Here is a 25,320-nt window from a genome sequence, read left to right as displayed (position 1 = left end):
GCCGCAATCCCATGGCCGGCACGTGTTCATCGAGAGCCGCCATGTCCAATACTCATTCCAAGCGCAGCACACTGATCGCCGCCTCGCTGGCCATCGGCCTGCTCGTCGCTCCGCTCACCGAGGCTGCCGAGCAACTGCGCATCGGCTACCAGAAATCCTCCACGCTGATCAGCCTGCTGAAGAGCCAGGGCACCCTGGAGAAGGCACTGGCCGATCAGGACATCAAGATCAGCTGGCACGAATTCCCCAACGGCCAACCGCTGCTGGAGGCGCTCAACGTCGGCAATATCGACCTCTCCGCCGATGTCGCCGACACCGTGCCGGTGTTCGCCCAGGCTGCCGGTGCCGACCTCGCCTACTTCGCTCAGGAAGCACCCTCCCCCAGCGCGCAGGCGATCATCGTGCGCGAGGATTCGCCGATCAAAACCCTGGCCGACCTCAAGGGCAAGAAGGTCGCCGTGACCAAGGCCGCCGGCGTGCACTACCTGCTGATCGCCGCGCTGAACAAGGCCGGCCTGAAATTCAGCGATATCGAGCCGGCCTACCTGACCCCGGCCGACGGCCGCGCCGCCTTCGAGAACCGCAAGGTGGACGCCTGGGTCACCTGGGAGCCCTTCCTCAGCGGCGCCCAGCAGCAGTTGCCGAGCCGCATCCTCGCCGACGGCAAGGGACTGGCCGACTACCAGCGCTACTACCTGACCAGTGCCAAGTTCGCCAAGAGCCACCCACAGGTGCTGCAGACCGTGTTCGCCGAGCTGGTGAAGACCGGCGACTGGCTGCGCGCCAACCCGCGCCAGGCCGCTGAAATCCTCGGCCCGCTGTGGGGCAACCTCGACCCAGCCATCGTCGAGAAGGCCAACGCCAAACGCAGCTATCAGGTGCGCCTGGTACAGCCGGACAGCCTCGCCGAGCAGCAGAAGATCGCCGATGCCTTCTACGGCGCCGGCCTGTTGCCGACCTCAATGGATGCCCGCGAAGTCAGCATCTGGAGCCCGCAATGAACGCCGAAACCCGCCTGCACCCCAATCTGCGCGACGAACCGCTGTTCGCTGCGCACCTATTCCCCGTGGACTTCGGCAGCCGCTCGGCCAAGGTCGAACGCCTGGCCCGGCGCCTGGCGGCCAGCGCGGTGGAACGTGATCGCGCTGGCGGCAGCGCTCAGGCCGAACGCGAGCTATTGCGTGACAGCGGCCTGCTGACCCTGGCCGTGCCCCAGCAGTACGGAGGCCAGGGCGTGGCTTGGCCGGAGATCTACCGCATCGTGCGCTATCTGGCGGCGGTGGACAGCTCGCTGGCCCACCTGTTCGCCTTCCAGCACCTGCAGGTGGCGACCATCCTGCTGTTCGGCAACCCCGATCAGCAGCGCCACTGGCTAACGCGCACCGTGCAGGAGCGCTGGTTCTGGGGCAACGCCACCAACGGTCGTGACACCGGCCTCAAACTCAGCCCACGCGAAGAGCATTACGAGCTCAATGGCAGCAAGTCGTTCTGCTCCGGTGCGCTTGGCGCCGACGCGCTGGTGGTCAGCGCACCGCGCGGCAAGAACCCGGAGGATCGCGTATTCATCGTGCTGCCCAGCCAGCGCGAGGGCTTGGCGGTGAACAGCGACTGGGACGGCTTCGGCCAGCGCCAGACCGACAGCGGCACTGTGCAGTTCGAGCAGGTATTCGTCGATGCCAGCGAGCTGCTCGGCCCGGTCGGCCCCAGCCCGCGCACCACCCTGCGCGCCTGCCTGTCGCAACTGATCCTCACCCAGCTCTACCTGGGCAACGCTCAGGGCGCGCTGGACGCAGCGCTGCGTTACACCCGCGAACAGAGCCGCGCCTGGCCAGTATCGGGCGTGGCCAGGGCCAGCGACGATCCATTTATCCAGCAGCGCTACGGTGAGCTATGGCTGCGCTACCGCAGCGCCCTGCCCCTGGCCGAACACGCCGCCCAGCGCCTGCAAGCCGCCTGGGAAAAACCGGCACTGACCGCCGCCGAACGCGCCGAAGTGGCGTTGGCCATCAGCGAAGCCAAGGTGGTGGCCGTGCGTGCCGCGCTGGAGATCACCAGCCAGATCTTCGAAGCCATGGGCGCCCGCGCCACCAGCTCGCGCTACGGTTTCGACCGCTTCTGGCGCAACGTGCGCGTGCACAGCCTGCACGACCCCATCGACTACAAGGTGCGCGACCTCGGCCACTGGCTACTCAGCGGCCAGGGCCCGCAAGCGTCGCTGTATGGCTGAAAGGGAAGCGATATAGGAGAGGCTTTAGCCACGACCGCGTATCCCGGATGCAATCCGGGATACGTCAGGCCACCTTGCTCGGCGAGGCATCCTCGAAGCGATCCACCTTGCGCAGGCTTTTGAAGCCGAGCATCCAGCCGCCGGTCACCGTCAGTGTGCAGGCGCAGCCGATCAGCGCCGCCGGCACCACGCCGAACCAGGCGGCGCTTGTGCCGGCACGAAATTCGCCCAGTTCGTTGGAAGAGCCGATGAACAGCATGTTCACCGCATTGACCCGGCCACGCATGGCGTCCGGGGTGGAGAACTGCACCAGGGATGAGCGGATGTACATGCTCACCATGTCCGCACCACCGGCCACCACCAGCGCGGCGAAGGACAGCCAGAACAGGCTGGACAGGGCGAACACCAGGTTGGCCAGGCCGAACAGCGCCACGGCGCCGAACATCACCAGGCCGACATGGCGATTGAACGGCTTCATGCTCAGGTACAGGCCAACCGACACTTCGCCGATGGCCATGGCGCTGCGCAACAGGCCGAGGCCCGTCGGCCCGACTTCCAGCACTTCCTGGGCGTAGATCGGCAGCAACGCCACCACGCCGCCGAGCAGTACGGCGAACAAATCCAGCGAGATGGTGCCGAGGATGATCGGCCGTGTGCGAATGAAATGAATGCCTGCGGTGAAGCGCGCCCAGGCGGTGGATTCCAGCGCCTGCATCTTCTCGGCATACAGCACCGGCACCCGTTGCAGCAGCACGCAGCCGGCGAGGAAGCAGGCCAGGCACACCGAGTAGGTCAGCCCGCCACCACCGATGGCGTACAGAACACCACCGATCACCGGCCCGGAAATGGTCGCGCCGCGCATGATCATGCTGTTGGCAGCGATGGCCGCGGCCAGACGCTCGCGCGGCACGATCTGCGGCAGCAGGCTCGATAGCGCCGGCCCAGTGAAGGCACGGCCGCAGCCGTAGAGCACCAGCACCGCGTAGTACCAGGCGACCGGCGCCCCGCTCAGCGACAGCCACAGCAGCGCCCCGGCGCAAACGCCCTCTACCAGCCAGCTGAGCATCAGGATCAGCTTGCGGTCGTAGCGGTCGATCAGATCGCCGGCCGGCATCAACAGCAGCAGCATGGGGATGAACTGGGCCAGGCCGACATAGGCCAGCGAAAGCGGATCGCGGGTCAGGTCATAGACCTGCCAGGCCACCACGACCGCCTGAATCTGCACCGCGAAGACCACGACGATGCGGGCGATGAGAAATGGCAGGAAACCGGGAAGACGATAGACGGAAGCGGGAGCAGCAGCGGACACGACGCGAACCTCGAGGCATGACCGGCAGCTCCGGTCGCGGTGGACCGGCCAATCTAAGGCAAAGCTCAGGTACGGGGCAAACGCGGGAACAGGCTGTTGCGCAGATTGCGCCGTCGAGGTCATGAAGCCGACGTATCAACACATTTCATCCGAATCAGAAGATCGGAGTTGCACGTCCTTATCCAGCTGAAGTCGGCGTGCAGCGCCAGCCATCAGGTAGCGGAGAAGGCTTCTGTCACGTATTGAGTGCGACTGAAGCTCTCCGTCAATTACCACCCGCCTAGACGAATGCCTGGTCGCCAAAACCGCGGGGCAGACGCTGCGGCCCTGGCAAGGCAGCCAGACGCGCCTGCCAGGAGGTGCGCCAGTCGTTCCCGGCGTTGGTCGCCTTTTTCCGGCGCGCGGCGCGTCGGGCGGCATTGCGGGCGTTACGGCGCGCTTCGGTGAATACTTCGGTCTTGCGGCAATTGCGGCATTTGACCTTGGCCAGATCGGTGGTAGAGGCCAGCTTTTCACCATGAGAGCCACAGGCGAGGTGGCCAGAGACCTTGTAGTGCGTAACCATCGCATTATCTCCTGATCGTGGGTGCCCGACTGCAGCCAGCCGGTCTACACCCCTCGGGAAATGGGACTATCAAAGCGCAGCGCTGGTTCACATGGCGGCCATGTGGCATCACCCGCCTCGCTGGTCACCGGCCCGCGCTAGCGGGTTTAATGCCTACTTTTTCTGGAACATCGCCATGCCCCTGAGCCCCGACGAACTCGCGCAGATCAGCGCCCTCACCCTGGCCCACTACCAGAGCAGCGCCGAGGATTTTCGCGAGGGCACGCGTGACCATGACGTGAGCCAGAACATCGCCGCCCTGCTGCGTCATATCGAGGGTGAAAAGCCCTGGTGCATCCTCGACTTCGGCTGCGGCCCGGGGCGCGACCTGCGCACCTTCAGCGGCCTTGGCCACGAGGCCATCGGTGTCGATGGTTGCGCCGAATTCGTTGCCATGGCGCGTGCCGACAGCAACTGCCAGGTGTGGCAGCAGAGCTTTCTCGAACTGGACCTTCCGGCCGGGCACTTCGATGGCATCTTCGCCAACGCCAGTCTGTTCCATGTCCCCGATCAGGAGCTGCCGCGCGTACTCGGTCAGTTGCATGCGGCGCTGAAACCTGGCGGCGTGCTGTTCAGCTCCAACCCGCGCGGCGAGAACCAGGAAGGCTGGAACGGCCCGCGCTACGGCAGCTATCACGATCTGGAACGCTGGCGCGCGCGGCTCACCGCGGCCGGCTTCGTCGAGCTGGAACACTACTACCGCCCCGCCGGCCTGCCACGCGACCAACAGCCCTGGCTGGCCAGCGTATGGCGACGAGTCAGTTAACGCGCAGAAGGCCGGCAGCGCCGTCTCGACTTACTCGAACACTGGTCGGAAGAAGCTGCGCTCGTAGCTAAGGATGCAGCGCGTTTCTTCGGCGTAGCGGAAGGCCGCCTGGCACTCGGCGTCGGCGAACGACTCCTGACGATAACGCTCGTAGTCGGCCAGGCTGGGGAAGCTGAACAGCGCCAGGGCCACGTCATTGGCGCCCTCGGAGGGCAGGAAATAACCGTGGTGCGTGCCGCCAAAACGCTCTACCAAGGGAATCCACAGCTTGGCGTAGTGCTCGAATTCCTTGAGCTTGTAGGGATCGACGATGTAGCGCAGGTAGCAGGTGATCATGGCTGTCCTTCCTTGCGGGTTAGTTCGATAAGCGCGCGATATAAACACGACGCAGCAAGCGCGTGCATCTGACACCGATCAGCATCGCCTTCGCCAACAGCTGCCGACACCAGCCACCTACCGCGCGCGTATGAAGAGCCTCAAGCCTTACCGAACCTGAGGGGCTCGGCACCACTTCGCGACAGCATCAGCGCCAGGCCTGCGACCCAGATCACCGAGATACCGTAGTTGATCCGCTGATAGAGGCCGAACCACTGCCCGGCCTCGACCGCCTGGGCCATCAGCACCACGGTGGCCACGGCCAGCACGGTGCAGGCGAAGGAAAACAGGCCGAAACCGCGCGAACCCAGCAGGCGCTTGCTCAGGAATCCCCAAAGCAGGCTGGCCAGAGTCAGCGAGAGGAACATCAGCAGGCCGGCCAGGTTGTGCATCTGCTGCGAGAAGGATGGCTGTGCTGGCGCGCAACCCTGGTCGCAGGCGAAGTAGCCGGTGGCGAAGCTGGCCAGCCCGTGGACGAGAATCAGCGCGGCGCTGAACGACGCCAGCCGCGAGCCGCGCACCTGCCGCATGACCCCAACGGCGAAGAGCACGAAGAACACGCCCAACGGCAGGTTGTTGACCCAGGCCGAGAAGCCCTGGGTGGGCGAACCCTGCGCGCCCAGCTGGCTCATGGCCTGGTCCAGATGGCTGTAATCGGGATGGGCCAGCGCAGTCAGCAACACGCCGAAGAACAGCCAGAACGGTATCAATACCCCCAGGCCAAGCAGCATCCGATCGATGTGTTTCATTCGTCCCTGTTCCTTTTTCTTACGGATTATTAACGCGTCTTCAGCGACGGCAACAGCGCGGTCAGGATGCCGAGCAGCGGCAGGAAGGAGCAGATCAGGAACACCTCTTCGATGCCATGGATGTCCGCCAGGTAACCCAGCAGCGCCCCGCCGATGCCGCCGAAGCCGAACATCAGGCCGAAGAACAGCCCGGCGATCATGCCGACGTTGCCCGGCATCAGTTCCTGGGCGAAGACCACGATGGCGGAGAACGCCGAGGCGAGGATGAAGCCGATCACCATGCTCAGCACGCCCGTCCAGAACAGGTCGGCGTGCGGCAGCAGCAGGGAGAACGGCGCCACTCCAAGGATGGAGAACCAGATCACCTGTTTGCGCCCGATACGGTCGCCAATCGGCCCGCCGAAGAAGGTGCCGGCGGCCACCGCGCCGAGGAACAGGAACAGGTAAAGCTGCGAGCTGGCCACCGACAGGTCGAACTTCTCGATCAGGAAGAAGGTGAAGTAGCTGGTGAAGCTGGCCATGTAGAAGTACTTGGAGAACACCAGCAGCGCCAGGATCAGCAACGCGAACTTCACCCGTCCTGCTGATAGGCCGTGGGTAGCCACGCCGCCCTGCTTGAGCTTGAACAGCGTCAGGTGATGGCGGTACCAGCGGCTCAGGCCGTACAGCACAACGATGGCGAAGGCGGCGAACAGGCCGAACCAGGCGACGTTGCCCTGGCCGTAGGGAATGATGATCGCCGCCGCCAGCAGCGGGCCGAAGGCGGTGCCGGCATTGCCGCCGACCTGGAAGGTGGACTGCGCCAGGCCATAACGCCCACCCGAGGCCAGACGGGCGATGCGCGATGCTTCGGGGTGGAAGGTCGAGGAGCCGATGCCCACCAACGCCGAAGCCAGGAGGATAGCTGGGAAGCTACCAACGAACGCCAGCATGAGGATGCCGACCAGCGTGCAAAGTGAGCCGGCCGGCAGCAGCCAGGGCTTGGGATGGCGGTCGGTGTGGTAGCCCACCCAGGGCTGCAGCAGCGAGGCGGTGAGCTGGAAGGTCAGGGTGATCAGGCCGATCTGGGCGAAGCTCAGGCCGTAGTTGAGCTTGAGCATCGGGTAGATGGCGGGCAGCACCGCCTGGATCAGGTCGTTGATCAGGTGCGCCAGGGCGCAGGCGCCGATCACGCGCATCACCAGGGGGCTGGCCTGAGTGACGGACGAGGCGCCAGCCAGGGAGGTAGCGGCAGGACTGCTGGACATGCTTGAAGCTTCCGGGCGAGATGAGAAACGGCGCTATGCTAGGCTCCGCCCCTACGCCTGTCTCACGAAGAAAGGACAGCAACCCTCGCAAAAAAGGCATCTACATGCGTCTCCCTGATAAACGACTGGCCGAGATCGATGCTGCCCCCTGGCTGGTCAGCAGCAGCGCCACCGATTACCCGGTCGACACGCTGATCGAGGCACATTCGCATCGCAACAAGCACCAACTGATCTACGCCATTTCCGGGGTGATGGTGGTGACCTCGGCGATGAACCAGTGGACGGTGCCGCCGAGCCGCGGCATCTGGATGCCCTGCGGCCAGGTGCATGCGATCCGCTGCGTCGGCAGCGTGAAGATGCGCAGCATGTTCGTGCGCCCCGACAGCCTGCCGGATATGCCCGACGAGTGCCGCGCGGTGGCCATTTCGCCGCTGCTCGGCGAGCTGATCCGCGCTGCCGTGGACATTCCCCAGCCCTACGCCGAAGACTCGCGCGAAGCGCGGGTGATGCGCCTGATCCTCGATGAGCTGCGCATCCTGCCGACCCTGCCGCTGCATCTGCCGCAGCCGGCCGACCCGCGCATCCAGCCGATCTGTTCAACGCTGCAGAACGACCCCGGCGACGCCTCCACCCTGTCCGACTGGAGCGCCCGCCTGGGCCTGGACGAGAAGACCATCCAGCGCCTGTTCCAGAAAGGTACCGGCATGACCTTCGGCCAATGGCGCCAGCAGGCGCGCCTGCTGCTGGCCCTGGAACGCATCGCTTTGGGTGAGAAGATCATCGACATCGCCGGGGAGCTGGGCTACGACAGCCCCAGCGCCTTCACCACCATGTTCAAGAAGCAGTTCGGCCTGACGCCCAGCCAGTTTTTCAAGTGATGGCCGGAGGTTCTTGCGCGGCGATTGTCGCGGCTGAAGCCCCTCCCACATCGCTCGCGCCAACGCCGGAGCGCAGTCGGTCGAACCACGCACTGTGGGAGGCGCTTCAGCGGCGAGCTCTTTCGCGGCTGAAGCCGCTCCTACGTCACCCACTCAGGTTGTCGCCGGATGACCGCTCGGGCGAGAGATAGCTGACCAGTTGCCGCGCATGGGACGACAGCGCCTCCCAGCTGCGCACGCACAGGCGCAGCTCGCGGGTGGCCCAGACATCCTCCAGCATCACCACCGCCACCGGCAGTTCCTGGGCGAAACGGGTCGCGGCCACCTCGGGCAGCATGGCAACCCCGACGCCCTGCGCCACCAGTTGGGCGATGGCGTCGAAGCTCGGCGCGCGCACCCGAACCCTCAATGGCAGCGCGTTGCGCACCGCCATGTACTCGATGAAGCGCTGCATCGCGCGCTCGGCCGGCAGGCAGACGAAAGGGAAGTTCAGCGCGCTGCGCAGTGACGCCGGACGTTGCCCGATCAGCGCGTGCCCCTGTGGCACCAGCAGCACCAGGCGGTCGTTGCGAAACGGCAGCGACAGCAGACCATCGGTGGGCAGGTTGCCGTCGTACACGCCGATATCGATGCCGCCATCCCTGACCGCATGCAGCACATCCTTGCTGTTGTACTCGGCCAGTTGCAGATCCACCTCCGGGTAATCGGCCAGGAATGGCCCAAGCGCCGCCGGCAGGAAGGTGCTGTTGGCCACGGTGGAAGCCGCCAGGCGCAGGGTGATACGCCGCTCGCCCTTTAGCTCCTGCAGGGTATCGCTGAGCTGGCGGGCCTCCTTCAGCACGCCCTGGCAGGCCTCCAGCACCAGGCGCCCGGCCGGCGTCAGGCTCATGCCATCGCTGCTGCGCACGAACAGCGTCAGGCCGCAGCGCTCCTCGAACAGGCGCAGGCGGGTGCTGGCTGCCGACACCGCGACGGGAAAGGTCGCCGCTGCCTTGCTCAGGCTACCGGTGGCGGCAATCGCTGCGATCAGGCGCAGGTCGGGCAGATCGAAATACATAGACCTTCTCCAAATCAGAAAGCCATATTCTTGAAATTGCGATTCTAGCGATGTGGCTTTCCGCTCAGAATAACAGTTCGATCCCTGCCGTAGCCTTGCTCATGAACGCTTTGACCGCCACCTACCGACGCAGCCTGGACAATGGCGTGCTGTTCGCCTTGCTCTCGGCCACCGGCTTCAGCCTGAAAGCCGTGTTCGTCAAACTCGCATACGCCGCGGCGCCAGTGGATGCCGTCACGGTGCTGAGTCTGCGCATGGGCCTGGCGCTGCCGCTGTTCGCCTGGCTGCTGTGGCTGAGCCGGGGCACCACGCAAACGCGCTTGTCGGCGAAGGACTGGGCGCACGTTCTGTTGCTGGGGATGTTCGGTTACTACCTGTCGAGCCTGTTCGATTTCTATGGCCTGCAGTACATCAGCGCCGGACTGGAGCGGCTGATCCTGTTCACCTACCCGACGCTGGTGGTGCTGTTGCAGATGTTGGCGATGGGTGAGCGACCAGGGCCGCGTACCTTCCTGGCCACGGGATTGTGCTACCTGGGCCTGGGCATCGCCCTGGTGCATGACATGCGCGTCGAGGGCGACAGCGAGCAGATCCTGCTGGGCGCCGCCTGGGTATTTGCCAGCGCGGTGACCTACGCCCTGTATTACCTGGGCACCGGCGTGGTGATTCGCCGGGTCGGCTCGATGCGCCTGGCCGGGCTGGCTGGCGGCGCCTCGGCGCTCATGGTGCTGGTGCACTACGGCCTCACCCGTGACCCCGCGCAATTGCTTAACCTGCCGGCCGAGGTATGGCTGCACGGCTCGCTGATGGCGCTGCTGTCGACGGTGCTGCCGATCTACTGGATGGCGCTGGCCGTGCAGCGCATGGGCGCCAGCCACGCCGCCCTGTTCGGCAACCTGGGCCCGGTGCTGACGCTGTTCGCCGCCTGGGCGCTGCTTGGCGAAGCCATCACCCTGTACCAGATCGGCGGCCTGGCGTTGGTGCTCCTAGGCGTCTCGCGCCTGTCGGGCAAGCGCAAGACGGGCTGAGCCAAACTCAGCCCTGGCGGATCAGATCGGCCGCCTTCTCGCCGATCATGATGCACGGCGCGTTGGTGTTGCCGCTGATCAGCGTTGGCATGATCGAGGCGTCGGCCACGCGCAGGTTGGTCACGCCACGCACCTTGAGATCCGGTGTGACTACCGCCGCCTCGTCCGCGCCCATCTTGCAGGTGCCGACCGGGTGGAACACGGTGGCGGCATGCTCGCGCAGATGCGCCAGCAGCTCTTCGTCGCTCTGCACCTGCGGCCCCGGCAGCATTTCCTCGCCACGGATATCGTCGAACTCGGGTTGGGCGAGAATGCGTCGCGCCAGCTTGACGCCCTCCACCAGCACGCGGGCGTCCTGCTCGTCGCTGAAGAAGTTGAAGTCGATGCTCAGACTTCGGCCTTCGCCCAGGCGTACTTCACCGATGCTTTTCGGGCGTAGCACGCAGGTGTGGATGGCATAGCCGTGGCCCCACTCGAACAGGCGCCCACGGTGGCTGCGATAACCCGGCACGAAGTGCATCTGCACATCCGGCAGGCTGTCAGCCAGAGGTGTACGGGCGAAGCCGCCGGCCTCGACGTAGTTGGTGGTCAGCCAGCCCATCTTCTGCGCCAGGTACTTGAACGGCGAGGCGATGATCTTCGGCAGCGCACCGAGTGAGAAGCCCAGCGACAGCGGGCTCTTCGAGCGCACGGTGAGCGTGCCGTCGATATGATCCTGCAGGTTCTTGCCGACACCGGGCAGATCGACCTTGCAGGCCACGCCAGCGGCCTCCAGCTCGGCTTTCGGGCCGACGCCGGATTTCAGCAGGATATGCGGCGAACCCAGCGAGCCGGCGCAGAGAATCGTCTCGCGCGTGCAGTGCAGCGTGCGCCACTGGCCGTTCTCGCGCAGCTCCAGGCCGGTGACACGCTCGCCGTCGAGCAGCAGGCGTTCCACTTCGCAGCCGGTGAGCACGGTGAGGTTGTCACGCTGGCGCACCGGGGCGACGAAGGCGCGATAGCTGGACAGGCGCCGAGCATTCTTCTGGGTGACGTTGTAGAGACCGACGCCTTCCAGAGTTCCGCCGTTGAAGTCGTCGTTGCGCTTCAGGCCGATCTGTTCCGCCGCGCGGATATAGCGCTCGGACAGCGGATTGGGGTCGCGCGGCCTGTCCACCAGCAGTTCGCCCTGAGTGCCGTGGTACTGCAACGCCTGGCCCAGGCAGTTGCCTTCGGATTTCCTGAAGTACGGCAGCACGTCACTCCAGCCCCAGCCGGTGCAACCGGCGGCCTCCCAGCGATCGTAGTCACTGGCGTCGCCACGGATGTAGATCATGCTGTTCATCGAGCTGGAGCCCCCCAGCGCCTTGCCGCGTGGGGTGTGCAAGCGGCGCCCGGCGAGGTGCTTCTGCGGCGCGGAAAAGTAGTTCCAGCTGAACACGCGGCTCTTGTAAAGCGTGATGGTGCCGGCCGGCACCTGCACGCGCGGGCTGGCGTCACTGCCGCCGGCCTCGATCAGACACACGCGCACGGTCGAGTCGGCACTCAAGCGGTTGGCCAGTACGCAGCCAGCCGAGCCGGCGCCGACGATCAGGTAGTCGAAGCTCTCGCTCATCTCAGTGCATCTCTTCCATATCGTCGTGCAGCAGGCCGAGGATGTGCCGTTTCATGCGGATGAATTCCGGCTCCATGACCACGTCAAGGTTGCGCGGGCGCTCGATCGGCACGTCGAGGATTTCCTTGATGCGGCCGGGGCGCGCGCCCATCACGTAGATGCGGTCGGCGAGCAGGATCGCTTCGTCGATGTCATGGGTGACGAACACCACGGTCTTCTTGGCGTTGCCCCACACCTGCAGCAGCAGTTGCTGCATCTGCAGGCGGGTCTGGCTGTCGAGGGCGCCGAAGGGTTCGTCCATCAGCAGGATCTGCGGGTCGTTGGCCAGCGCTCGAGCGATGGCCACGCGCTGCATCATGCCGCCGGAGAGCTGCTTGGGGTAATGTTCGGCGAACTTGGCCAGGCCCACTTCATTGAGGTAGAACTCGACGATGGTGCGGATTTCGCTGGCCGGCAGCTTGCGCCGCTTGAGGCCGAACTCGATGTTCTCGCGCACGGTCAGCCAGGGGAACAGGGTGTAACCCTGAAACACCATGCCACGGTCGGCGCCGGGACCGATGACCTTCTGTCCGCCGACGTAGATATCGCCCTCTGTCGGCTCGTTGAGCCCGGCGGTGAGATAGAGCAGGCTCGACTTGCCGCAGCCGGACGGGCCGACGATCATCGCGAACTGCTGATCCGGCACCTCGAAGGAGACGCGATCCAGCGCGGTGAAGGTCTCGCCCTTGGGCGAGCGGTAGCGCAGGCTGACGTTGTCCACCTTGAGCCGCGCCTCGACCTCGGCGTACTCGCTGAGCGCCGGCATGATGTAGGGTTTCTTGGCTACTGCGCCCATGCGGCAATCCTCAGTCGAAGCAGACGGAACAGTTGGTCGGTCATCAGCCCGAGCAGGCCGATGATGGCGATGGCGAGGAAGATCACGTCGACCTGGAAGCCACGCATGGCCTTGAGGCTGATGTAGCCCAGGCCGCTGCTCGCGGCGACCAGTTCGGCTACCACCAGGTAAGTCCAGGCCCAGCCCATGGTCACCCGCAGCGTGTCGAGAATCCCCGGCAGCGAAGCCGGGCCGAGCACGTGCAGGACCACGTCGCGACGGCTGGCGCCGAGGGTGTAGCTGGCGTTGAGCAGATCCTTGGACACGCCCTTGGAGACGTCGGCGATCATCACCAGTTGCTGGAAGAACACGCCGAAGATGATCACCGCCACGCGCTGCTCCAGACCGATGCCGATCCACAGGATGAACAGCGGCACGAAGCTGGTGACCGGCAGGTAGCGGATGAAGTTGACCAGCGGCTCGAGGAACGCCTGGACGATACGAAAGCTGCCCATCAGCAGGCCCAGCGGCACCGAGACCGCCGAGGAAATGGCGAAACCGATCAGCACCACCTCAAGACTGGCCAGCACGTGCTTGCTCAGGGTGCCGTCACCGGCAGGGCGCACACCGGCAGCGATCACATCGCCCGGCGTTGGCAGGAACATCGACGGCACCACGCCGCCGTAGGAAAGCAAAGCCCAGAGGCCAAGCACCAGCAGCCAGCACAGGCTGGCGAAGCCGAGAACCAGTGGTCTCGGCAAGTCGACTTTCGGGGTCAGGCAACGCTGCACCCAGGATTTTTGCGTGGCCATTAACCACCTCGTGTTGCGAATGCTGAAAAGACCGCCAAGCCGTATGGGTTACCACGGCCGTTGTAGGAGCGGATTTATCCGCGAGCTTCGCGGCTAAAGCCGCTCCTACAAGGCTGGGTCGAAGGCTTAGGGAGTGACGAACGAGGTATCCACCAGGTCCTCGTAGCTCACCGTGTAGGGCTTGCCCTGCAGCGAACTCCACGTCTCGTTGGCCAGCTTGATGATCTCGGCGATATCGCCGGCCTGCCCGGGGGTGCCGAGCAGCTTCTCGCTCATGGCCTGGTCGTAGAAGGTCACGCCCTTGGCGGCTTCGGCCAGATCCTTGGGATTGGACAGGTAGCCACCGACGCCCTTGGCCATGATCTCGTAGGCTTTTTCCGGATTGGTCTTGGTGAACTCGACCGCCTTGTACAGACCGGCAACCAGCGCCTTGACGTCCTCCGGCTGTTTTTCAATGACGTCGCAATCGAGCGCGACCACATCGACGATCACACCGGGGGTTTCGCTGCTATCGACCAGCACCTTGCCGCTGCCCTTCTGCTTGACCATGGTCAGGTTCGGCTCCCAGGTCACCGCGGCCGGAACGTGGCCGGCGATGAAGGCCGAGGCGGCATCGTCGGCAGTCATGTTCTGCACTTCGATGTCGGCCATGCTCATGCCGGCCTTCTTCAGCAGGTAGCTGAGCCAGAACTGCGATACCGAACCTTCATTGACGGCCACGGCCTTGCCTTTGAGGTCCTGCATGCCGGCGATGTCGCTGTGCACGACGATACCGTCGCCACCGTGGGACTCGTCCAGCGCCGCGACGGCCTTGAAGCAGAAGTCCTTGGAGCGGTATTTGAGGATCTCGTCGATGGTCGAGGCCGAGCCGGACAGCTTGCCCGAGGCTTGTGCGGCCATGTACATCGAGGCTTCTTCGATGGTGGTCAGTTGCAGATCGAGGCCGGCTTCCTTGAAGTAGCCGAGGTCACGGGCCAGGTACAGGGTGCCGTAGCCGACCCAGGTGGTATGACCGATGGATAGCGTGCCGGCCTGGGCGGTGGCGGCCAGGCTGGCAGCCAGAGCGGTGCAGGCGAACGAACGGGCGAGACGATGACGCAAGGATGATTTCATGAAGCGCTCCCACAACCTGTTGGTGCATTGCTGGTGTGAGGCAGGGATTGGCCAGAGGCCTGAAAGGCAATCAGGGCCGGCCTCTGCGGGCCGGCTCCTGGTTTCTTGCCCGCCCTCTGCGGGGCGGTTGGTAGGCGATGAGGCGCGGCGCAGGGCCGTTTCTGTAGGAGCGGCCGGGCGGCATACCGCTTCAGCCGCGAATTCGCGGATCAATCCGCGCCTACAGAAAGGAGCCCCATCACCCTGGGGTTACAGCAGGTTCAACTCGCGCCCGGTGCGGTCCACTGCGCGCTTGGTCTTCTCCACCAGTTCGTCCAGCTCGGCATGCGTGGCCACCAGCGCCGGCGCCATGATCATGCGGCCCAGGGTCGAACGGATGATCAGGCCCTCGTCGAAACCGGCCGTGCGGCAGTGCCAGGCAATGTCGTTCTCGTTGGCGAAACGCTTGCGCGTGGCCTTGTCTTCGGCGAACTGCAGCGCAGCGACCATACCGGTACCCTGGACATCGCCGATCAGCGGGTGGTCGGCAAAAGTGTCACGCAGCAGCTTCTGCAGGTACGGGCCGGTGTCGGTCTTCACCGTCTCGACGATCTTCTCGTCGCGCAGCGCGGTGAGGTTGGCGATGGCCACGGCAGCGGCCACCGGGTGCCCTGCGTAGGTCAGGCCGTGGGCGAACACCCCGCCCTCCTGCACCAGCGCGTCGGCAATGCGCTTGGACAGCACCAGACCGCCCATGGGGATGTAGCCGCTGGTCAGCCCTTTGGCGATGGTCAGGGTGTCGGGCTGGAAGCCGAAATGCTCATGGGCGAACCATTCGCCGGTGCGGCCGAAACCGCCGATCACTTCGTCGGCGCACAGCAGCACGTCGTACTGGCGGCAGATGCGCTGCACCTCTGCCCAGTAGCTGGCTGGCGGGAAGATCATGCCGCCGGCGCCCTGGAAAGGCTCGGCAACGAAGGCGGCAACGTTCTCGGCGCCCAGTTCGAGAATCTTCGCCTCCAGCTCGCGGGCCGCCTTGAGGCCGAACGCCTCTTCGGAAAGCTCGCCGCCTTCGGCGAAGTAGTACGGCTCGCCGATATGGGCGAAGTCCGGCAGCATGCCGCCCATCTCGTGCATGAAGCCCATGCCGCCCAGTGCGGTGCTGCCCAGGGTGGAGCCGTGGTAGCCGTTCCAGCGGCCGATCATGATGCGCTTCTGCGGCTTGCCGACCACCTGCCAGTAGCGGCGCACACTGCGGATCAGCACCTCGTTGGCCTCGGAGCCGGAGTTGGTGTAGATGGCGTGGCTGTAGTGCTTGGGCAGCAGGCTGAACAGCAGCTCGGACAGCTCCACCACCCGCGGGTGGGTGGTGTGGAAGAACAGGTTGTAGTACGGCAGCTCTTCCAGTTGGCGCGCGGCGGCAGCGTTGAGGTCGGCGCGGCCATAGCCCAGCGCGGTGCACCACAGACCGGACATGCCATCGAGGTAGCGCTTGCCGTCGGTGTCCCACAGGTTCAGGCCCTGGCCCTTGGCGATCACCAGGGCACCCTTCTCGTTGAGGGCTTTCTGGTCAAGGAAGGCATGGATGTGGTGGGCCGCATCCAGGGTCTGGTAGTCGCGGGTGGAACGTTCGGCAGTTTTAGGAAGAGTCATGGCAGTCGCCTCGCCTTGTACATGTGAGCAAATGTCCGGGGTCCGGCCCCAGACGGAGTTCATTGACGGTTAAGTACGTTTTCCAGCGGTTCCGGGGTGAACAGTGGCTTGCGCATCACCAGCTTGATCCATACCACGGCGATTATTGAAACCAGCCCCAACACCACGCCGGCGCTGGTAAAAATCGCCTCGGTCATTTCCGGCGTCGGCGAGGCGTAGTAGATGGAGATCAGCATGCCCACGATGCCCAGCAACTGCGGCAACGGGTAGAACGGCGTGCGGAAGGGACGCTTGAGATCCGGATAACGACAGCGCAGGGCAATCACGTCCAGGTGGCAGACGATGTAGGCCAGCAGCCAGGCAATCGCGGCGGCAATCAGCAGCATGCCGACCACACCCGGATCATCGCCCATGAACAGGATCGGCAGCCCGGTGATCGCGGCCACGAACAGCACCGCGACCCAGGGCGTGTTGAAACGCCGGCTGAGCAGCTTGAACTGCGGAAAGGCCTGGCCATTGTCCGCCATCCCGTAAAGCATCCGTGGAATAGCGGCCAGAGAGGTGTTCAATGTGCTGCAGGTGGCCATGGTCGCGGCGATCACCAGCACGTGCTTGCCGGACTCACCGAACATCGCCGTGGCGTAGAGATAGTGCGGTAGCGCAGAGCTGGCCAACTCGTCTTGCGACACGTAATACAAGGCACCGATGGCGTACAAGGCAATGACCACGAAGATGATCGTGATGCCGAGGATCATCGCCCAGGGGATGTTGCGCTCGGGACGCCGCGACTCCTCCACCATCGGGCAGACGAACTCGGCACCGACGAAGCCCCAGATGGCCAACGCTACCAGGGTCAGCACACCCGCCCCCATCGGGTTCCACTCGTCGGGCAGGCCGCCGCTCAACGCCGGTTCGCTGCCACTGCCGCTGATTGCCGAAAGCCCCAGCGCGAGCAGGATGATCAGCATCACCGTGGCCAGTGCGGTCTGCAGACGGGCGAAGATATCGATGCCAAGCAGATTGAGCAGGGTGAACAGCACCAGCACGCCGACCGCAACGCTCATGCCGGGGAACAGGCCCGGATAAACATGGCTGATGATCTGATCGAGCAACAGCAATTCGGCGGACAGGGCGAACATCGCCACCACCACGTAGCCGGAGAAGGTCGAGACGATCGCCGCGAAATGCCCAAGGGCCACTTCGGTGTAGCTGCTCAGGCTGCCGGCGCGCGGAATCATCAGCGACAGCTCGGAGAACGAGCATGCGTAAGTCAGCGCCAGCAGGAAGGCCAGCGACAGCGGGATCAGAAACGCCGGGCCAGCGATGCCGACGCCCTGAAGCATCAGCACCATCACGCCCTGAGAGATGACCAGGCCGACGGAAACCGACAGCAGTGCGACCAGGCCCAGCTTGCGGCTCAGCCTGCCCGAGGCCGGGGTGATTTCGACGGGGCGCGAACCGAGAGAAATATCGGCATCAGTCATGGCAAATCTCCTGCGATCTTGTTGTTGTGCATGGAGGGAAAGCGTGCACGCAGCCAGCTCGCCCCATCAGGAGCGCAACTGGAACCAGGTGGTTTTCAGCTGGGTGTACTTGTCGAACGAGTGCAGCGACAGGTCCCGGCCGAAACCGGATTGCTTACCGCCGCCGAAAGGCACAGTGACATCCAGCGCATCGACGGTGTTGACCGAAACGGTACCCGCCTTCAGGCGCCGAGCGACGCGATGGGCGCGGTGCAGGTCGTCGCTCCACAGCGAGGCTGCCAGGCCATAGACGCTGTCGTTGGCCAGTTGCACGGCCTCGTCTTCGCTATCGAAGGGCATCACCGCCAGCACCGGGCCGAAGACTTCCTCGCGGGCCAGCCGGCTGTTCGGCGCAACGCCGGTGAACAGGGTCGGCGCGATGAAGTTGTCCGAACCATTGAAGGTCAGTTGCCGGCCCCCACAGGCCAGTCGCGCGCCCTCCGCTTCAGCGCCACGGATGAAGTCCATGATCCGCGCGGTCTGCCGCGATTCGACGATAGCGCCGGCACGGCTCGCCGGATCGAGCGGATCGCCCGGCGTCCACTCGCGCGCCTTGGCCAGCAGGCGCTCGACGAACTCGTCATGGATCGAGCGCTGCACCAGCAGGCGCGAGTTGGCCGAGCACACCTCGCCCTGGTTGAAGAAGATGCCGAAGGCGGCCTTTTCGGCGGCCAGATCGAGGTCCTGACAGTCGGCAAAGACCAGGTTGGCGCTCTTGCCGCCGCACTCCAGCCAGACCTGCTTGAGGTTCGACTGTGCCGAGTAGCTCATGAAATATTTGCCCACTTCGGTCGAGCCGGTGAAGGCCAGGCAGTCGACGTCCATGTGCAGGCCAAGGGCCTTGCCCGCGTGCTCGCCGAGGCCCGGCACCACGTTCAGCACGCCTTCCGGCAGGCCGGCTTCCAAGGCCAGCTCGGCCAGGCGCAGGGCGGAGAATGGCGACTGCTCGGCGGGCTTGAGCACCACCGAGTTGCCTGCTGCCAGGGCCGGCGCCAGCTTCCAGGCGGCCATGTCCAGCGGGAAGTTCCACGGCACCACGGCGGCGACCACGCCCAGCGCTTCGCGGGTGATGGTGGCCAGAACATTGGGCGCAGAGGGGGCGACCTCGTCGTAGAGCTTGTCGAGGCTTTCGCCATACCAGCGGAAGACGCCGGCTGCGCCGGGCACGTCGATATTCCAGGCATCCATCACCGGCTTGCCCATGTTCAACGAGTCGAGCAACGCCAACTCGTCACGATTGGCCAGGATCAGCTCAGCCAGGCGCAGCAGCACCTGCTTGCGCTCGGCCGGGCTACGCTGCGACCAGACGCCGGCCTCGAATGCCTGGCGGGCACTACGTACGGCCTGGTCGACTTCGGCCTCGCCACACGCGGCGACCTGCGCCAGCAGCTGGCCGGTGGCCGGGTTGACGGAGGCGAAGGTGGCACCGGACTGCGCCGCGACGCGGCGCCCCTGAATGAGCGCATGTTCGATGAAGCCCTGATTGCGGGCGCGTTGCTGCCAGTCGCTGAGTTCGTACACCACTGTCCCCTTCTGCCGTTTGGCTGTTGCGGACTGATGGTGGCGCAAGCCCGAAGATAGGAAAAATATTAAAAATGTCGCCGGGACATACGAAAAAGATGGTCACGAGCGCACCAAAAGCGTGCGAGCCGCCAATTATTTGTGCAGACCACAGCCCGCACAGCGCAAATGCTGGCGGCGCCGAGACACGAGCGCCACGGACCCGGCCTGACGGACGCACACTTTCTGCGCACGCCCAGCGGGCGCCTCACCGCCATACCGAATCCCGACAGGGAACCGACTTGCCGCGCGGGCAGCGGACGCAGCGTGCAGCAGCAGTGGCGTAGGGTGGGCTTCAGCCCACCATCAGTCGCTCCGACACTGCCCCTTCTCGCTGCCCGCGTACGACTCTTGCAAGGCATCCCCCGCCCAGGGCCATAAAAAATATGGCCACTGGCAAACAAGATGCTCGCCTACCGCACCCTGATCTGCGGGTATGGTGAGAGTCAAAACAAGATCGTTCGAGGTTCCTTGCGTGGCTGCCTACACCCTGCGTCAACTCAAATACTTCGTTACCACCGTCGAATGCGGCAGCGTCGCAGAGGCGTCGCGCAAGCTGTACATCGCCCAGCCGTCGATCTCCACCGCGATCAAGGGGCTGGAGGAAAGCTTCGGCGTGCAGTTGTTCATTCGCCATCACGCCCAGGGCGTTTCGCTCACCCCCGGTGGCGGACGCTTCTACCGCAAGGCGCAGGAACTGCTGCGCATGGCCCACGAGTTCGAACAGAACGCGCTGGCCGACAACGACGTGGTGGCCGGGCAGATCGACATCGGCTGCTTCGAGACCGTCGCCCCGCTCTACCTGCCGCGGCTGATCGCCGGCTTTCGTCAGCGCTACCCCGGTGTGGAAATCCGCCTGCATGACGGCGAGCAGCACGAGCTGGTGCAAGGGCTGACCAGTGGCCGCTTCGACCTGGCGATCTTCTACGAGCACGATCTGGACGGCACCATCGAGACCGAGCCGCTGATGCCGCCACAGCGCCCATACGCCCTGCTGCCCGAGGGCCATCGTTTCGCTGCCCAGGCGCAGGTGTCATTGCGCGACCTGGTGCTCGATCCGATGATCCTGCTCGATGTTCTGCCCAGCCGTAACTATTTCGTGAGCATCTTCGAGGAGCTGGGCCTGTCGCCGAATATCGTCTTCAGCTCGCCGTCGATCGAGATGGTGCGGGGCATGGTCGGCCAGGGCTTCGGTTTCTCGGTGTTGGTCACCCGCCCGCACTGCAACATGACCTACGACGGCAAGCAGGTGGTGTGCGTGAACATCAGCGAAGCCGTGACCGGCTCCGGCCTAGTGGCCGCCTGGCTGAAGCGCGCGCAGCTGACCAAACCGGCACAGCTGTTCGTCGATTACTGCAAGGCGGAGCTGGGCGAGGCGGCGCCAGGCGCCTGATGGCTTCCCCGGATTGCATCCGCGGTACTCGCCGCAGTAAGCACGGACTTGTCCGCGACGTTTACGGCAGTTCGCCCAACCTGGAGACGCTGATGTTTCAGGAGGCATCCCGAATTGCCCACGCCCATTAGGTAGGAGCGAGCTCTGCTCGCGAACGCACGGGATCGAGGCAGGCCAGAGCTTCGCGAGCAGAGCTCACTGCTACAGCGGCTTTGCGGCGCTGGCGATCTCCGATCCGGGGCAGCACCTTGTTCGAAGAGGGGCCGCAAGCGACTGCGCTCGTAACAAAGCGCCCCCACAGCCCTTTTCAGCGCTCCGCCTGCATCCACTGCGCCAGGCGTGCCAGCATGGCATCGCAGCGCTCGAGCTGTTCCAGGCTGACGAATTCGTCCGGCTTGTGTCCCTGCTCCATGCTGCCGGGGCCGCAGACCACGGTGGCCACACCGGCCGCGTCGAACAGCCCACCTTCGGTGCCGAAGGCCACGGTGGTGAAGTCCTCACGCCCAACGATCGTTGCCAGTAACTGCGCCGCATCGCTGGCCGGATCGGTAAGCAGTCCAGGGTAGCTGGACAGTTCACTGAAGCGGATATCGCTGGCCGCGCTGACCGCGCGCATACGTGGCAGCAGTTCGTGCTCCGCGTAGTCACGCAATTCGGCGGCGACCTGCTGCGGATCATCGGCCGGCAACGCGCGCATTTCGAAATCGAAGCGGCATTCGGCGGGGACGATATTCAACGCCCGGCCGCCCTGGATCATCCCGGTCTGCACCGTCGAGTAGGGTGGATCGAAGCGCTCGTCATGGCGCTCCGGCGCGGCCAGGCGTGTGCCGAGTTCGCCGAGACGGCCGATCAGCTTCGCCGCGTATTCGATGGCATTGACGCCCTGCGGCGCATAGGCCGAATGGCAGGCGGCGCCATGCACCTCGCAGCGCATGGCCAGCTTGCCCTTGTGGCCCAGCACCGGCCGCATTTCCGTCGGCTCGCCGATCAGGCAGATGGCCGGGCGCTCGGGGCTGGCGCGCAGGCGCTCGACCAGGCTGCGCACGCCGAGGCAACCCACTTCTTCGTCATAGGAAATGGCGATATGCAGGGGCAGACGCAGTGGCTGGTCGAGAAAGGCCGGCACAGCCGCCAGTACGCAGGCGATGAAGCCCTTCATGTCGGCAGCACCACGACCATAGAGGCGTCCTTCACGCTCGCTCATGGCGAATGGCGGCACCGTCCAGGCCTGACCGTCGACCGGCACCACGTCGCTGTGACCGGACAACATCACCCCGCCCGATACGCTCGGGCCGATGCGCGCATGCAGGTTGGCCTTGCTACCGTCGTCATTGAACAGCAACTCGCTGTCGATACCGAAGCCGGCGAGGTAGTCGCGCACGTACTCGATCAATGCCAGATTGGACAGGCGGCTGGTGGTGTCGAAGGCAATCAGGTCGGCGAGCAGGTCGCGGCTGGTGGGCATGAGCGGTTACCGTGAAAGATTGATCGATGGACCTGTGGGAGGCGCTTTAGCGGNNCGGCTAAAGCCCCTCCCACACGTCGCTGTGCCTACTCGTCACCCGGCACGCCGTAGCTCGGCGCGGCGGTCGGATCGAGCGCACGGGTGATGTAGTCGTGCAGTTGCGGCTCGTAGGCACGCCAGAGTTTGTCCAGCTCGCCGATGGGATCGTGCTCGGCCCAGTCCACGCGCAGGTCGACCACCGGCCAGACCAGATCGCCGACCACCGACATCGCTGCCGAATGCACCGGCCCAGCCTCGCCCCCAGCGGCCATGGCCGCGTGCATGGCGGCCAGCAGGCGATCCGGCAGACCGCCAGCGGCCTGCTCGAAGGCCTCGACCATGGCATCGATCACCGTCGTGCTCGACAGCAGATTACCTGCCGCGACACACTGCTCGCCCACCCGGGCACTATGGATGCCGAGCGCTTCGCTGCCGGAAAACTGCGCGCTGGCGCCATGACTGTCGATCACCGTCACCTGGCGGTACTGGCCGTAGCCGTTACTGCCCAGGGCCTTATCCAGCGCGGCCTGGGGATCGAGACCGGCTTCCAGCAGGTCGAGAATCTGCGGGCCGAGTGCCGGCAGGGTGATGTTCTGCGTCGACACCGCACCCACCCCGGCGCGCAGCCAGGGGCAACGCGCGCCGACGGCGATGCTGGAGGAGCTGATGGCGATGCCGAGTTGGCCGGTTTCCGGACAACGTCCGACGATGGAGAAAGTCATGCGCGTGCTCCTCAGGCTTGCGGGGCTTGCCAGTCGTCCGGAATGACGGCGATCACGTCGATCTCCATCAGCCACTGCGGCTGGCCCAGGGCCGATACCACCAGGCCGGTGGAGATCGGGAACACACCCTTGAGCCACTTGCCGACCTCGCGATACACCGGCTCACGGTAGCGCGGGTCGATGATGTAGGTGGTGGTCTTGACGATGTGCGAGAGGTCGCTGCCGGCCTCTTCGAGCAGCTGCTTGACGTTCTTCATCGCCTGCTCGGCCTGCGCCGCCGGGTCGCCAAGGCCGATCAACTTGCCGTCGAAATCGGTGCCGACCTGGCCACGCACGTAAACCGTATTGCCGGCGCGCACGGCCTGGCACAGGTCGTTGTCCAGCGACTGGTTGGGGTAGGTGTCCTTGGTATTGAACATGCGAATGCGAGTATGCGTGGGCATCAGCGAGCTCCCGTCAGGCTGGTTTTGGCAGGGGTGGCCTCGATGGCCTGAGTGTCACGGTCAGCGGCCGCGCGGTAAGCGCTGTACTTGCGCTGGATGGCGATGTGATCGGCGACATGCCGAGCGTCGTGCCACACGCCCCAGATGAAGGTGGAGCCGCGTCGCGACAGCCATGGCAGGCCGATGAAGTAAACGCCCGGCTCGCTGGAGACGCCACGCTGGTGCTGCGGTTTGCCGGCATCATCGAAGGCATCGACCTGCAGCCAGCTGAAATCCGTGGCGTAGCCGGTGGCCCAGATGATCGAGGTGACGCCGGCTTCGGCCAGGTTCAGCTGCAGCAGCGGATCGCTGACGCAGGCCGGCTCGGCAAAGCGTTTGCGCGCCTCGGGCTCCTCGGGCAGGTCGAGGCCATTGCGGGTGATGTAGGCATCGGCCGCGTCGAGCAGCGACAGGTAGTTCTCGTCGCCACGGGCCAGGTTCTCGGCCAGGTTGTCCTGGAAGCTGGCAACGCCGTTGTCGAAGGAGCGAGTCAGACCAACCAGAGTGATGCCCTGCCCGGCCAGCTCACGAAAGTCGATGGTGCGACCGCCGTGGGCGCCGCTGACGGCGATGGTCACGTGCTCCTTGCCCGGCTCGACGCTCTCGAGATCCCACAGGCCAAGCACACCGAGCCACCAGACGAAGTCGCGACCGCGGTAGGCGCGCGGCGGCCGATCATGCGCCCCTACGGACAGGTAGACCCGACGCCCGGCGCGGTTCAGCTCGTCAGCGATCTGCACGCCGGAGGAGCCGGCACCTACCACCAGCACCGCACCTTCCGGCAGTTGCTGCGGGTTGCGGTACTTCGCCGAGTGGATCTGCAGCAGCGACTCGTCCTGCGGCGCGATGGCCGGAATGACCGGACGCTGGAACGGCCCGGTGGCCGCCACCACGCGATTGGCCTGAATCACACCTTCGGACGTTTCCACGATGAAGCCGGCTCGGTCGGCATTACGCACCACCTTCTTCACCTCGACGCCGGTGCGAATTGGCGCGTCGATCATCCTGGCGTAGGCCTCGAAGTAATCGGCAACCTGATCCTTGTGGGCGAAGTCATCGGGCCCCAGATCGGGAAATTCCATCCCCGGAAAACGGTCATGCCAGACCGGACCGTTGGTAACCAGCGAGTCCCAGCGCACCGTACGCCAGGCTTCGGCGATGCGGTTCTTTTCCAGCACCAGGTGCGGTACGCCCTGCTTGCCCAGGTGCTCGCTCATGGCGACGCCAGCCTGGCCAGCACCAACGACCAGGGTATCGATTTCGAGAATTGCGGGGGCCCGACCAGCGGGCGTGGGAAAGGCGGTCTGCTTCAGGTCGGTCATGGTTGCCTGCTCTGATTCTGCNNCGTGACTGATCCGCCGCGGCGGTTCGTTGAGGGCATTCTGTTCAGAGCGGGGCATTAGCGAAATTATGTTTTTTGTAGTCGCTGGCAAGGTAAAAACTGCCTGCAGGCACTGACGGTGCAGGCAGGAGCGGACATGCACGAAGATCGGGCACGGCGACACGCATCGATCGCACGCTATATACAAAACAACATAACGATGTAGGATTGCCGCATTCGCCATTCCGCCAAGACCGATTGCGTCGCCAGAACAGCAAGGAATCCTCATGCTCAAGCCGCTCAAGCACAGCCTGCTCGCCCTGACCCTGGTATTCGCCAGCGGCGCCATCGCCGACGAAGTCAAGGTTGCGGTGGCCGCCAACTTCACCGCGCCGATCCAGGTCCTCGCGCCTGAGTTCGAGAAGGCCACCGGGCACAAGCTGGTGGCTTCCTTCGGCGCCACCGGGCAGTTCTACGCGCAGATCAACAACGGCGCGCCGTTCGATGTATTCCTCAGCGCCGACGACACCACGCCGGCCAAGCTGGAGGGCGAAGGCGCGAGCGTGCCGGGCTCGCGCTTCACCTACGCCATCGGCAGCCTGGTGCTGTG

24 protein-coding genes are annotated in these 25,320 nt (G+C 65.0%); 7 read left to right on the top strand and 17 right to left on the bottom strand.

Annotation, left to right across the window (positions count from 1 at the left end):
* Positions 1-41 precede the first annotated feature (41 nt).
* On the top strand, positions 42-1,001 hold the full coding sequence (locus B3P22_RS23635) for an aliphatic sulfonate ABC transporter substrate-binding protein (protein ID WP_296272901.1): 960 nt from the start codon (positions 42-44) through the stop codon (positions 999-1,001).
* Complete coding sequence (locus B3P22_RS23630; RefSeq protein WP_296272899.1) at positions 998-2,227, top strand: acyl-CoA dehydrogenase family protein; 1,230 nt, start codon at positions 998-1,000, stop codon at positions 2,225-2,227. The genes B3P22_RS23635 and B3P22_RS23630 overlap by 4 nt, the downstream gene beginning before the upstream one ends.
* 64 nt (positions 2,228-2,291) lie before the next feature.
* On the opposite strand, the gene B3P22_RS23625 is transcribed toward B3P22_RS23630, so the two are convergent.
* Positions 2,292-3,536: an MFS transporter gene (locus B3P22_RS23625; protein ID WP_296272897.1), complete on the bottom strand. Its 1,245-nt coding sequence runs from the start codon at positions 3,534-3,536 to the stop codon at positions 2,292-2,294.
* Positions 3,537-3,816: 280 nt separating this feature from the next.
* Positions 3,817-4,101 (bottom strand): hypothetical protein, encoded by a 285-nt coding sequence (locus B3P22_RS23620; protein ID WP_296272895.1) that lies wholly within the window; start codon positions 4,099-4,101, stop codon positions 3,817-3,819.
* Between the two features lie 175 nt (positions 4,102-4,276).
* On the opposite strand from B3P22_RS23620, the gene B3P22_RS23615 reads away from it, so the two are divergent.
* Positions 4,277-4,906 carry a class I SAM-dependent methyltransferase gene (locus B3P22_RS23615; RefSeq protein ID WP_296272893.1) on the top strand — a complete coding sequence of 210 codons (630 nt, stop codon included), beginning with the start codon at positions 4,277-4,279 and terminating at the stop codon, positions 4,904-4,906.
* Between the two features lie 30 nt (positions 4,907-4,936).
* Here the strand turns inward: B3P22_RS23615 and B3P22_RS23610 are convergent, their stop codons facing one another.
* The 3 genes from B3P22_RS23610 to B3P22_RS23600 form a co-directional block, all read right to left on the bottom strand.
* Positions 4,937-5,242, bottom strand: coding sequence for an NIPSNAP family protein (locus tag B3P22_RS23610; protein WP_296272891.1), 306 nt, complete (start codon positions 5,240-5,242; stop codon positions 4,937-4,939).
* Between the two features lie 140 nt (positions 5,243-5,382).
* Positions 5,383-6,030 (bottom strand): DUF998 domain-containing protein, encoded by a 648-nt coding sequence (locus B3P22_RS23605; protein WP_296272889.1) that lies wholly within the window; start codon positions 6,028-6,030, stop codon positions 5,383-5,385.
* A gap of 29 nt (positions 6,031-6,059) precedes the next feature.
* On the bottom strand, positions 6,060-7,277 hold the full coding sequence (locus B3P22_RS23600; RefSeq protein ID WP_296272887.1) for an MFS transporter: 1,218 nt from the start codon (positions 7,275-7,277) through the stop codon (positions 6,060-6,062).
* Positions 7,278-7,381: 104 nt separating this feature from the next.
* Here B3P22_RS23600 and B3P22_RS23595 point away from each other — a divergent pair, with 104 nt between their 5' ends.
* Positions 7,382-8,155 (top strand): AraC family transcriptional regulator, encoded by a 774-nt coding sequence (locus B3P22_RS23595; protein WP_275547723.1) that lies wholly within the window; start codon positions 7,382-7,384, stop codon positions 8,153-8,155.
* A 145-nt stretch (positions 8,156-8,300) separates the two neighbouring features.
* Here B3P22_RS23595 and B3P22_RS23590 read toward each other — a convergent pair whose 3' ends face one another.
* Positions 8,301-9,212, bottom strand: a complete 912-nt coding sequence (locus B3P22_RS23590) for a LysR family transcriptional regulator (RefSeq protein WP_296272884.1) — start codon at positions 9,210-9,212, stop codon at positions 8,301-8,303.
* Positions 9,213-9,313: 101 nt separating this feature from the next.
* Between B3P22_RS23590 and B3P22_RS23585 the strand changes: the two genes are divergently transcribed.
* A complete protein-coding gene (locus B3P22_RS23585) occupies positions 9,314-10,240 on the top strand; it encodes a DMT family transporter (protein WP_296272883.1) in 927 nt (308 codons plus the stop codon).
* A 7-nt stretch (positions 10,241-10,247) separates the two neighbouring features.
* Here B3P22_RS23585 and B3P22_RS23580 read toward each other — a convergent pair whose 3' ends face one another.
* From B3P22_RS23580 to B3P22_RS23550, 7 genes are all read right to left on the bottom strand, one after another.
* A complete protein-coding gene (locus B3P22_RS23580) occupies positions 10,248-11,834 on the bottom strand; it encodes a GMC family oxidoreductase (RefSeq protein WP_296272881.1) in 1,587 nt (528 codons plus the stop codon).
* A 1-nt stretch (position 11,835) separates the two neighbouring features.
* Positions 11,836-12,669 (bottom strand): ABC transporter ATP-binding protein, encoded by an 834-nt coding sequence (locus tag B3P22_RS23575; protein WP_296272879.1) that lies wholly within the window; start codon positions 12,667-12,669, stop codon positions 11,836-11,838.
* Entirely contained in the window at positions 12,657-13,460 is an 804-nt protein-coding gene (locus B3P22_RS23570; protein WP_296272877.1) for an ABC transporter permease, read from the bottom strand. The genes B3P22_RS23575 and B3P22_RS23570 overlap by 13 nt, the downstream gene beginning before the upstream one ends.
* Positions 13,461-13,586: 126 nt before the next feature.
* Positions 13,587-14,573 carry an ABC transporter substrate-binding protein gene (locus B3P22_RS23565; protein ID WP_275547729.1) on the bottom strand — a complete coding sequence of 329 codons (987 nt, stop codon included), beginning with the start codon at positions 14,571-14,573 and terminating at the stop codon, positions 13,587-13,589.
* A gap of 249 nt (positions 14,574-14,822) precedes the next feature.
* Positions 14,823-16,205 (bottom strand): aspartate aminotransferase family protein, encoded by a 1,383-nt coding sequence (locus B3P22_RS23560; protein ID WP_296272875.1) that lies wholly within the window; start codon positions 16,203-16,205, stop codon positions 14,823-14,825.
* A 59-nt stretch (positions 16,206-16,264) separates the two neighbouring features.
* Positions 16,265-17,689, bottom strand: coding sequence for an APC family permease (locus B3P22_RS23555; RefSeq protein ID WP_296272873.1), 1,425 nt, complete (start codon positions 17,687-17,689; stop codon positions 16,265-16,267).
* Positions 17,690-17,755: 66 nt separating this feature from the next.
* Entirely contained in the window at positions 17,756-19,249 is a 1,494-nt protein-coding gene (locus B3P22_RS23550; RefSeq protein ID WP_296272870.1) for an aldehyde dehydrogenase, read from the bottom strand.
* A gap of 514 nt (positions 19,250-19,763) precedes the next feature.
* Between B3P22_RS23550 and B3P22_RS23545 the strand changes: the two genes are divergently transcribed.
* A complete protein-coding gene (locus tag B3P22_RS23545) occupies positions 19,764-20,681 on the top strand; it encodes a LysR family transcriptional regulator (RefSeq protein ID WP_197858606.1) in 918 nt (305 codons plus the stop codon).
* Positions 20,682-20,988: 307 nt separating this feature from the next.
* Here the strand turns inward: B3P22_RS23545 and argE are convergent, their stop codons facing one another.
* From argE to B3P22_RS23525, 4 genes are all read right to left on the bottom strand, one after another.
* On the bottom strand, positions 20,989-22,146 hold the full coding sequence (gene argE / locus B3P22_RS23540; protein ID WP_296272867.1) for an acetylornithine deacetylase: 1,158 nt from the start codon (positions 22,144-22,146) through the stop codon (positions 20,989-20,991).
* A gap of 86 nt (positions 22,147-22,232) precedes the next feature.
* Entirely contained in the window at positions 22,233-22,907 is a 675-nt protein-coding gene (locus B3P22_RS23535; protein ID WP_296272865.1) for a DUF1028 domain-containing protein, read from the bottom strand.
* An 11-nt stretch (positions 22,908-22,918) separates the two neighbouring features.
* Positions 22,919-23,350 (bottom strand): RidA family protein, encoded by a 432-nt coding sequence (locus B3P22_RS23530; RefSeq protein WP_197858603.1) that lies wholly within the window; start codon positions 23,348-23,350, stop codon positions 22,919-22,921.
* A complete protein-coding gene (locus B3P22_RS23525; RefSeq protein WP_296272861.1) occupies positions 23,350-24,711 on the bottom strand; it encodes a flavin-containing monooxygenase in 1,362 nt (453 codons plus the stop codon). Before B3P22_RS23525 ends, B3P22_RS23530 begins: the two co-directional genes overlap by 1 nt.
* A gap of 286 nt (positions 24,712-24,997) precedes the next feature.
* On the opposite strand from B3P22_RS23525, the gene modA reads away from it, so the two are divergent.
* A partial coding sequence (modA, locus tag B3P22_RS23520; protein WP_296272858.1) for a molybdate ABC transporter substrate-binding protein occupies positions 24,998-25,320 on the top strand: 323 nt, incomplete at its 3' end.

Origin of the sequence: Pseudomonas sp. UBA6323 (assembly GCF_002439135.1) — a bacterium.
Taxonomy (GTDB): domain Bacteria; phylum Pseudomonadota; class Gammaproteobacteria; order Pseudomonadales; family Pseudomonadaceae; genus Aquipseudomonas.
The sequence above is the reverse complement of the archived record's forward strand: the minus strand, read 5'-3'. Positions and strand labels throughout refer to the sequence as shown.

Excerpts from the sequence above, each read along its gene's own strand:
- B3P22_RS23530 (WP_197858603.1), bottom strand. The coding sequence starts at position 23,350 with ATGCCCACGCATACTCGCATTCGCATGTTCAATACCAAGGACACCTAC.
- B3P22_RS23615 (WP_296272893.1), top strand. The coding sequence starts at position 4,277 with ATGCCCCTGAGCCCCGACGAACTCGCGCAGATCAGCGCCCTCACCCTG.
- B3P22_RS23590 (WP_296272884.1), bottom strand. The coding sequence starts at position 9,212 with ATGTATTTCGATCTGCCCGACCTGCGCCTGATCGCAGCGATTGCCGCC.
- B3P22_RS23565 (WP_275547729.1), bottom strand. The coding sequence starts at position 14,573 with ATGAAATCATCCTTGCGTCATCGTCTCGCCCGTTCGTTCGCCTGCACC.
- B3P22_RS23610 (WP_296272891.1), bottom strand. The coding sequence starts at position 5,242 with ATGATCACCTGCTACCTGCGCTACATCGTCGATCCCTACAAGCTCAAG.
- B3P22_RS23605 (WP_296272889.1), bottom strand. The coding sequence starts at position 6,030 with ATGAAACACATCGATCGGATGCTGCTTGGCCTGGGGGTATTGATACCG.
- B3P22_RS23585 (WP_296272883.1), top strand. The coding sequence starts at position 9,314 with ATGAACGCTTTGACCGCCACCTACCGACGCAGCCTGGACAATGGCGTG.
- B3P22_RS23630 (WP_296272899.1), top strand. The coding sequence starts at position 998 with ATGAACGCCGAAACCCGCCTGCACCCCAATCTGCGCGACGAACCGCTG.
- B3P22_RS23580 (WP_296272881.1), bottom strand. The coding sequence starts at position 11,834 with ATGAGCGAGAGCTTCGACTACCTGATCGTCGGCGCCGGCTCGGCTGGC.
- B3P22_RS23535 (WP_296272865.1), bottom strand. The coding sequence starts at position 22,907 with ATGACTTTCTCCATCGTCGGACGTTGTCCGGAAACCGGCCAACTCGGC.
- B3P22_RS23570 (WP_296272877.1), bottom strand. The coding sequence starts at position 13,460 with ATGGCCACGCAAAAATCCTGGGTGCAGCGTTGCCTGACCCCGAAAGTC.
- B3P22_RS23525 (WP_296272861.1), bottom strand. The coding sequence starts at position 24,711 with ATGACCGACCTGAAGCAGACCGCCTTTCCCACGCCCGCTGGTCGGGCC.
- B3P22_RS23560 (WP_296272875.1), bottom strand. The coding sequence starts at position 16,205 with ATGACTCTTCCTAAAACTGCCGAACGTTCCACCCGCGACTACCAGACC.
- B3P22_RS23600 (WP_296272887.1), bottom strand. The coding sequence starts at position 7,277 with ATGTCCAGCAGTCCTGCCGCTACCTCCCTGGCTGGCGCCTCGTCCGTC.
- B3P22_RS23595 (WP_275547723.1), top strand. The coding sequence starts at position 7,382 with ATGCGTCTCCCTGATAAACGACTGGCCGAGATCGATGCTGCCCCCTGG.
- B3P22_RS23635 (WP_296272901.1), top strand. The coding sequence starts at position 42 with ATGTCCAATACTCATTCCAAGCGCAGCACACTGATCGCCGCCTCGCTG.
- B3P22_RS23555 (WP_296272873.1), bottom strand. The coding sequence starts at position 17,689 with ATGACTGATGCCGATATTTCTCTCGGTTCGCGCCCCGTCGAAATCACC.
- argE (WP_296272867.1), bottom strand. The coding sequence starts at position 22,146 with ATGCCCACCAGCCGCGACCTGCTCGCCGACCTGATTGCCTTCGACACC.
- B3P22_RS23575 (WP_296272879.1), bottom strand. The coding sequence starts at position 12,669 with ATGGGCGCAGTAGCCAAGAAACCCTACATCATGCCGGCGCTCAGCGAG.
- B3P22_RS23620 (WP_296272895.1), bottom strand. The coding sequence starts at position 4,101 with ATGGTTACGCACTACAAGGTCTCTGGCCACCTCGCCTGTGGCTCTCAT.